5 protein-coding genes and 1 pseudogene are annotated in these 8,622 nt (G+C 74.8%); 3 read left to right on the plus strand and 3 right to left on the minus strand.

The window, feature by feature from the left end; genetic code table 11:
- The 3 genes and pseudogenes from NWP10_RS09075 to NWP10_RS09085 form a co-directional block, all read right to left on the minus strand.
- A pseudogene (locus NWP10_RS09075) lies at positions 1-1,059 on the minus strand (hypothetical protein); the annotation flags it as partial.
- 68 nt (positions 1,060-1,127) lie between these two features.
- Positions 1,128-2,981: a murein biosynthesis integral membrane protein MurJ gene (gene murJ / locus NWP10_RS09080; protein WP_258300675.1), complete on the minus strand. Its 1,854-nt coding sequence runs from the start codon at positions 2,979-2,981 to the stop codon at positions 1,128-1,130.
- Positions 2,982-3,028: 47 nt separating this feature from the next.
- Positions 3,029-3,637: an NUDIX hydrolase gene (locus NWP10_RS09085; protein WP_158492336.1), complete on the minus strand. Its 609-nt coding sequence runs from the start codon at positions 3,635-3,637 to the stop codon at positions 3,029-3,031.
- 66 nt (positions 3,638-3,703) lie between these two features.
- Here NWP10_RS09085 and NWP10_RS09090 point away from each other — a divergent pair, with 66 nt between their 5' ends.
- From NWP10_RS09090 to NWP10_RS09100, 3 genes are all read left to right on the plus strand, one after another.
- A complete protein-coding gene (locus tag NWP10_RS09090) occupies positions 3,704-5,155 on the plus strand; it encodes a CCA tRNA nucleotidyltransferase (protein WP_258300676.1) in 1,452 nt (483 codons plus the stop codon).
- A gap of 191 nt (positions 5,156-5,346) precedes the next feature.
- Positions 5,347-7,110, plus strand: a complete 1,764-nt coding sequence (locus tag NWP10_RS09095) for a formate--tetrahydrofolate ligase (protein WP_258300677.1) — start codon at positions 5,347-5,349, stop codon at positions 7,108-7,110.
- Between the two features lie 145 nt (positions 7,111-7,255).
- Complete coding sequence (locus NWP10_RS09100; protein ID WP_258300678.1) at positions 7,256-8,608, plus strand: acyltransferase; 1,353 nt, start codon at positions 7,256-7,258, stop codon at positions 8,606-8,608.
- Positions 8,609-8,622: the final 14 nt, after the last annotated feature.

The raw sequence follows: 8,622 nt of genomic DNA on the forward strand, positions 1-8,622 counted from the left end.
CTCCAGCTCGCGGCGCTCGGCCTCCTCGCGGGCGGCGGCCAGGCGGGCCTGCTCGGCCTCCCGGGCGGCCTCGGCGCGCTCCTGCTCCTCGGCCTCCAGGCGCTCGCGCTCCCGACGCTCCTCCGCCTCGCGGCGCTCCTGCTCCTCGCGCTCGGCCCGCTCGCGCTCCTCGGCCTCGCGGCGTTCGCGCTCGAGGCGCTCCTGCTCGGCACGGGCCTCGGCCTCGCGGCGTTCACGCTCGAGACGCTCGCGCTCTTCCGCCTCGCGGCGTTCGCGCTCGAGGCGCTCCTGCTCGGCACGGGCCTCGGCCTCGCGGCGTTCACGCTCGAGACGCTCGCGCTCCTCCGCCTCGCGGCGCTCACGCTCCAGGCGCTCCCGCTCGGCGCGCTCCTCGGCCTCGCGGCGCTCGCGCTCCTCCCGCTCCTTGCGCTCGCGCTCCTCCCGCTCGGCCCGCTCCCGCTCCTCCTGCTGGGCGCGGGTGGCGGCATCGGCCGCGGCGAGGGCGGAGGCGCCGGCGGCCGCCTTGGCCGCGGTGCCGTCGGAGGGGCGCACCCGCTCGCTGATGCGCTCCGAGATGCGGTTCAGGAAGCCGGGGCGGCGCTTCGTCTGGTCCTCGTCCGCGCGCAGCCGGCGGTCGAGGTCGGTGTAGTAGACCTCGTCGTCGTCGTAGGCGTGCGGGTCCTCGGTCCGGGACTCGCCGAAGATCTCCGAGCCGAGCGTGTCCGTCTGGAACGGCTCCACGTACACCTCCTGCGGGTACGCGAGCCCCAGCAGGACGTCCGGGTCCGGGCCGCCGCCGGCGATCAGGTAGGTGCGGCCCTCGGAGAGGCCGAGGTCGAGCACCTGCACGTCGTCCGTGCGCTCGCCCGTGGCCAGCTCCCGCGCGGAGGAGGCCACCTGCGTGGCGTTCTCCCGGGAGGCCACGAGCACGGTGACGCGGCGGTTGAGCACCTGGTCCGCGCCCAGGAACACCATGTCCTGGTCCGCGGACGTCACCACGTGCTCCGTGATGCGGTAGCGGCCGCCCAGGACGGCTCCGACGGAGATGGGCTGAGGCACGGGGTCTTCTCCTGACGAAGGGGGGTGGAGTTCCGATGATACGTGGACACACCGTCCCCGCCAGGGAGTCAGCCGACGCGGAGCAGGCGGCCCAGCGCGGGGACGCGGGAGACGACCGGCCGCAGGGCGTCGTCGAGCTCCGGGAACCGCAGCAGCTTCAGCGCCACCACGTACACGGGGGCCATCACCGCGGCCGCCACGGCGCACGTGATCAGCGCGGTGACGATGGTCTCCCACGCGAACCCGCCGGTGTACCCGCCCAGCAGCCACACGACGACGGCGCCCGCGGCCGCCGCGGCCAGCGCGGCCAGGCCGGTCTGGCCGTGGGCGCGCAGCACGGACGCGAACCCGTAGTCGCCGAAGCGGCGCACGGTGAGCACGTGGGTGAGGGCGAACTGGTACACGTACGAGACGGAGGAGGCGATCGCGACCCACAGCGCCATCGACCACAGGGGCAGCAGCATGGCCCCCGCCCAGGAGAGCAGCAGCATCAGCAGGGAGGAGCTGACCTGCACCACCATGGGCACCTTCGCGTCCTCGGCCGCGTAGAACACGCGCAGCAGGTAGAAGGAGCCGGAGCGGAACGGGATGGACAGCGCGAGGGCCAGCAGCACCGCGCCCACCGCGATGCCCGCGACCATGGAGGTCTCCGCCGTCGAGCCGAACACGCGGCCCAGCGGGCCGGCCAGCACGACGATGCCGGCCAAGGAGAACATCAGGGGCACCGTGAAGGCGCGCAGGCCCTGGGCCGTGGTGCGGCGCACCGCGGGCATGTCCTGGCGGGTCATGGCGCGGGCCAGCCGGTTGAACAGCACCGTGGCCAGGGAGAGCACGAACACGGAGTGCGGCAGCACCGCGATCAGCATGGCCATGTTGTAGGCGGCCACGCCGGGGATGGCCGCCTGGGCCATCTCCGTGCTCCACGCCTCGGTGCCGGGGATGCGCAGCTCGCCGCGGTCGCGGGCCTCGGTGGCGGAGGTGACGTACCGCTGGCACAGCAGCAGCACCACGTTCGTCACCATCATGGTGACCAGCGTGTAGCCGGCGATCCGGCCGGTCTGCCGCAGGCCGATGCCCTTCCACCCGAACCGGGGGCGCAGCCCCAGTCCCAGGCCGCGCAGCGGCAGGAAGAGGATGACGGCCTGCAGGATCACGCCCAGGGTGTGCCCGCCGGCCAGGACCAGGGTCTGGGTGCTCGTCCAGCCGGCCACGTCCTCGCCCGCCCGGTAGGCGCCGAACATGGCCAGGTACAGGCCGATCGCGGCGATCGCCACCACGTTGTTCAGCACCGGCGCCCACATGTAGGCGCCGAACCGGCCGTTGGCGTTGAGCACCTGGCCCACGAGCGCGTACATGCCGTAGAAGAACACCTGCGGCAGGCACCACAGCGCGAACACCGTGGCCATCTCGAGCTTCTCCGGGGACCAGCCGCGGGTCAGCGCCGTCATGAGCGGGGCGGCGACGGCCATCACCACGAGCGTGCCGCCGAGCATCACCAGCGTGCCCAGCGTCATGAGCCGGGACGTGTAGTCCGCGCCGCGGTCCGCGTCCCGGGCGTGCTTGATCAGCTGGGGCACGAGCACCACGTTGAACACGCCGCCCACGAGCAGCAGGTAGATCACGTTCGGCAGCGAGTTGGCGATCTCGAAGATGTCCGCCATGTCCGTGGACAGGCCGATGGCCACCGTCACCAGCATGGCGCGCACCAGGCCCAGCACGCGGGAGATCAGGGTGCCGGAGGCCATGATGGCCGTGGACCGGCCGGCCCGGCGTTCGCCCTCGGGGGTCTCGTCTGGGCGGTCCTCGCGGGCCGGGGCCTCCGGGTCCGTGGCCGGGGCGGGATCGGCGGTGGTGGGCTCCTCGTCGGCGACGCCGGCGCGGGCGGGGTCCTGCGCGGGGCGCGGGGAGGGGCTGCTGCTCAAGGGTCACCCAATCGTGGTCGGACGAGCCCCGCGTGCGGGGCGGAGGATCAGGGGCGGGGGCCCCGGGCGGGGCCCGGGGGGAAGTGCCGGTCGACGACCTGGCGGGCCAGGTCCACGATCCGGCGCTCGTTCGCGAAGGAGAGGCGGCGGGCCACGTCCTCGAGGCGGATCCAGGCGACGTCCACGGCCTCGTGGTCCGGGTCGTTCTCCGTGGTCAGCTCGCCGCCGGTGGCGCGCAGCAGGAAGTGGTGCACGGTCTTGTGGACGCGGTGGCGGGAGACGGTGAACCAGTAGTCGATGGCGCCGAGGGGCTCGAGGATGTCCCCGGCGATCCCGGTCTCCTCCTCCACCTCGCGCACGGCCGCCTGCCGGTGGTCCTCCACGCCCTCGGGGTGGCCCTTGGGCAGGCACCACTCCAGACGTCCGCCGCGGTTGTACCGGGCGATGATCGCGACCTCGAGGCCGCCGTCGTGCTCCCGGACGACGACGCCGCCGGCCGAGACCTCCTCCACGGTGGGCAGGCCCGAGGCGGCCGGACGCGGGCCCGGCGCGGGCGCGGGCTCGGGGCGCGCCGGCGGCTGGGGACGGCGGTGCCAGGCCCCCAGCGCGGAGGGCAGAGGGGCGCCCCGGTGCGCGGAGGGATCGGGGCTGGCCATGCCCTCCACTCTAACGCGGCGCCGTGGGCTCGGGGCCGGGGCGGGTCTGGCACGCTTGTACCCATCATGGATCTGACCACCGCCACCCTCGCGCTGCCCGCCGGCTTCCCCGCCGACGCCGCTCTGCCCGCCGTCGTCGTGGAGCTGGGACGGAGGTTCGAGGCGGCCGGCCACGAGCTGTCCCTCGTGGGCGGGCCGGTGCGGGACCTCTTCCTGGGGCGCGTCTCCGGGGACCTGGACTTCACCACGGACGCCGGCCCGGACGCGGCCGAGGCCGTCGGCGCCGGCTGGGCGGACGCCACGTGGGACGTGGGGCGTCGCTTCGGCACCATCGGCTTCCGCAAGGCCGGCTGGCAGCTCGAGGTCACCACCTATCGGGCCGAGCAGTACGACCCCGCCAGCCGCAAGCCGCAGGTGGCCTTCGGGGACAGCCTCGAGGAGGACCTGCTGCGCCGCGACTTCACGGTCAACGCCATGGCGCTGCGCCTGCCCGGCCTCGAGCTCGTGGACCCCTACGGCGGGGTGCGGGACCTGGCCGCGGGCGTGCTGCGCACCCCGGGCGCCCCGGAGGACTCCTTCTCGGACGACCCGCTGCGCATGCTGCGCGCGGCCCGCTTCGCCTCCCAGCTCGGGTTCACCGTGGCGGACGAGGTGGAGGCCGCCATGACGGCCATGGCCGAGCGCATCGGCATCATCTCCGCCGAGCGCGTGCGCGAGGAGCTCGTCAAGCTCGTGTGCGGCGCCCACCCGCGCCGCGGCCTGGACCTGCTCGTGCGCACCGGCCTGACCGAGCACGTGCTCCCCGAGCTGCCCGCCCTGCAGCTCGAGTCGGACGAGCACCACCGCCACAAGGACGTCTACGCCCACTCGCTGACCGTGCTGGAGCAGGCCATGGAGCTGGAGGCCGAGTACTCGCCGTCGGCCCCGGACCCGGTGCTGCGCCTGGCGGCGCTGCTGCACGACGTCGGCAAGCCGGCCACCCGCCGCTTCGAGAGGGGCGGCGCCGTGAGCTTCCGCCACCACGAGACGGTGGGCGCGAAGCTCGTGCGCAAGCGGCTGCGCGCGCTGAAGTTCGACAACGACACCATCAAGGCCGTGGCCCGGCTCGTGGAGCTGCACATGCGCTTCTACGGCTACGGGGACGCCGGCTGGACTGACTCCGCGGTGCGGCGGTACGCCCACGACGCCGGCGACCTGCTGCCCCGCCTGCACGCCCTGACCCGATCGGACGTGACGACCCGGAACAAGCGGAAGGCCGAGCGGCTGGCCCACGCCTACGACGACCTCGAGCGGCGCATCGCCGAGATCGCCGAGCAGGAGGAGCTTGCCGCCGTCCGCCCGGACCTCGACGGCGAGCAGATCATGGCGCTCCTGGGCATCCGCCCCGGTCCCGTGGTGGGCCGGGCGTACCGGCACCTGCTCGAGTGGCGCCTGGACGAAGGCCCGCACGAGCCGGCCGAGGCCGAGGCCGAGCTGCGCCGCTGGTGGGCGGAGCAGCCGGAGGCCGCCGAGGGCTGAGGGGGAGGGGGCGCGCTGGGCACCCCGGCCCTGCTCGACCTTGATCCGATCGACCGACGCCTGGCGACATCACCGCCGGGCGGAACGGCGGTGATGTCGCTGGGCGTCGGTCATCTCGGAGGTCGCGGGGGAGCGGCGGCGCGGTCATCCCGACGACGACGGCGGCCCGGCCCCGGTGGCAGGATCGGGGCATGAACGACGCCGAGATCGCCGCCGTCCATCCGATCCAGCCGATCGCCCGGATCGCCGCCCAGGCCGGGATCGCCGAGGACCTGCTCATCCCCTACGGCCGGCACATGGCCAAGGTGGACGTGCACGCCCTCACCGCCCCCGAGGACGGCCGCGTCGTCCTCGTCACCGGCATCAGCCCGACGCCGGCCGGCGAGGGCAAGACCACCGTCACCGTGGGCCTGGCCGACGGGCTGAACATGCTGGCGGGCCAGGCGGACGCGCCGGCCGCCGTCGCCGGCTCCCGCACCGTGGTGGCGCTGCGCGAGCCCTCCCTGGGCCCCGTGTTCGGGATCAAGGGCGGCGCCACCGGCGGCGGCCACGCGCAGGTGGTGCCCATGGAGGCGATCAACCTGCACTTCACGGGCGACTTCCACGCGATCACCTCGGCCCACAACCTGCTCTGCGCCCTCGTGGACAACCACGTGCAGCAGGGCAACGCGCTGGGGATCGACCCGCGCACGATCGCCCTCAAGCGGGCCCTGGACATGAACGACCGCTCCCTGCGGGACGTCGTCACGGGCCTGGGCGGCCGCACGCAGGGCGTGCCCCGCGAGGGCGGCTTCGAGATCACCGTGGCCACCGAGACCATGGCCGTGTTCTGCCTCGCCGCGGACCTGGCCGACCTCAAGGAGCGCCTCGGCCGGATCACCGTGGGCCACACCTACGACGGCGAGCCCGTCACCGCCTCCCAGATCGGCCCGCACGGGGCGCAGGGGGCCATGGCGGTGCTGCTCAAAGACGCGATCTCCCCGAACCTCGTGCAGACCCTCGGCGGCACCCCCGCGCTCGTGCACGGCGGGCCGTTCGCCAACATCGCGCACGGGGCGAACTCCGTGATCGCCACCCGGACCGCCCGCCGGCTCGGGGACCTCGTGATCACCGAGGCCGGCTTCGGCGCGGACCTGGGCGGGCAGAAGTTCATGGACATCACCGCCGTGGCCGGGGGGTTCCCGCCGGCCGCCGTCGTCGTGGTGGCCACCGTCCGCGCCCTCAAGCTCCAGGCCGGCCTGTCCCTGCGGGACGTGAAGGCCGGCGCCGCCGAGACCGCCGCCATCACCGGGCGGGACGCGGAGGCGGTGCGCGCCGAGCACCTGGACGCGCTGCGCACCGGCACCGCCAACCTCGCCCGGCACGTGGCGAACATGCAGGAGTACGGGGTGCCCGTCGTCGTCGGGGTGAACCGGTTCACCCAGGACGAGGACGCCGAGCTCGAGGTGCTGCGCGCGTGGGGCGCCGAGCACGGCGTGCCCGTGGCCGTGGCCGACGTGTGGGGCGGCGGCGGGGAGGGCTCCCTCGAGCTGGCCCGCCTGCTCGGCGAGCACCTGCCCGCCCCGGGCGAGCCCGCCGCCGAGGTCACCCGGCTGTGGGAGGAGGACATGGACGTCGAGGAGCGCATCCAGGCCGTTGTGCGCCGCGTCTACCGCGGGGCGCGCGCCGAGCTGACCCCCGCCGCGCGCCGTCAGCTCGCCCAGCTGCGGGACCGCGGCCTGGACCGGCTGCCCGTGTGCATGGCCAAGACGCAGTACTCGTTCTCCGACGACCCCGCGCTGCTCAACGCCCCCGAGGGCTTCACCGTGACCGTGCGCGAGCTCTCCGCCAAGACCGGCGCCGGCTTCGTCGTGGCGTTGACGGGGGCCGTCATGACAATGCCCGGCCTGCCCGCCTCGCCCGCCGCCGACCGCATGGACGTGGCCGATGACGGGACGGTGACCGGGCTGTTCTGAGCCGGCGCCGCCGGGGGCGCCGCACCCGGGCCGGCGGGGGAGGAGGCCCGCCGGACGCGGCCGGATCCGCCCGGGCGGGGCATTTCGACACGTCCCGTCCCGGTGCGACTTGGTGCGCCGCGACTTGTGGCCGACAATCGCTGGTGTGCCCAGGCTGACCCCGTCCTCCCCCGTCCGGTCCACCGAGGAGCGCCCGGATCGAGGAGGCGGTTCGCGCACCCGCCCCCTCGCCCACGCCGACCGCCCCGGCATCCGCGTGAGCCCCGGCCCCGGCCGCATCCCCGCCCTGGACGGGCTGCGCGGCGTGGCCGTGCTCGCGGTCCTCGTGTTCCACGCCTGGCCGGCCCTGCTGCCGGGCGGGTTCGTGGGCGTGGACATGTTCTTCGTGCTCTCCGGCTTCCTGATCACCACGGGCCTGGTCCGCGGGGTCGACGGCGGCCGTGGGCTGCGCCTCGGACCCTTCTGGATGCGCCGCGTGCGGCGCCTGGTGCCGTCCATGGTGGTGGCGCTGGTCTGCTGCACGGCGCTGGCGTGGCTCGCCGTCGCGGAGTTCCCGGCGGGCCTGGGCCGGCAGTGGCTCGGCGCGCTGACCTACACGAGCAACTGGGTGATGATCCTCAGCGGCTCCGACTACTTCGCGGCCGCCACGCCGCCGCTGTTCGAGCACCTGTGGTCGCTGGCCATCGAGGAGCAGTTCTACGTGCTCTGGCCCCTCGTGGTGGCCGGGCTGCTGACCCTGTTCTGGCCGCGCGAGCCCACTCAGCGGGGCGCCTTCCGCGCCGACCGGGCCCGGGTGCTCACGGTGCTCGCGCTCGCGGCGGCGTCCGCGGTCTGGATGGCCGTGGGCCTGCGGGGCGGGGCGCCGCACACGCGCCTGTACTTCGGCACGGACACCCACGCGTTCGGCCTGCTGCTGGGCGCCGCCGTCGCCCTGATGCTCGCCCACACCCGCCGCCCCGAGCACGGGGGCGCCGTGATGCGCAACCCCCCGGTGCGCAGCGCGATCGCGTGGGGGCTGTTCGCGGCGCTCCTGGCCGCGTTCGTGCTGGTGGACGGCCGCGAGGACGTCACCTACCTCGGCGTGCTCGCCGGGCTGTCCCTGGTGGTCACGTTGCTGCTCTTCCACGTGGTGCAGGGCAACCGGCAGGACTCCTTCTCCCGGGCCATGTCCGGCGACGTGCTGCGCTGGTGGGGCCGCCGCTCCTACGCCGCGTACCTCTGGCACTGGCCGCTGCTCGTGATCCTGCGGACCGCGCTCCCGGTGGACGCCCCCGCCTGGGTGGACCCGGTGGCCGCCGGCGGCGTGCTGCTGCTGACGGCCGGGATCGCGGACCTCTCCACCCGGTGGATGGAGGAGCCGATCGTGCAGCGCGGCTTCCGCGGGGCGTTCGCGCACTGGCGCGCGGGCCTGCGGACGGCGACGCGCGGGATCGGCGGCAAGGCCGCCGCGGGGGCCGCGGGGCTCGCCCTCGTGGCCCTGTCTCTTATACCCACCTGACGCTGCCGACGATC

The organism is Micrococcus sp. HG099, assembly GCF_024723355.1.
Lineage (GTDB): Bacteria > Actinomycetota > Actinomycetes > Actinomycetales > Micrococcaceae > Micrococcus > Micrococcus endophyticus.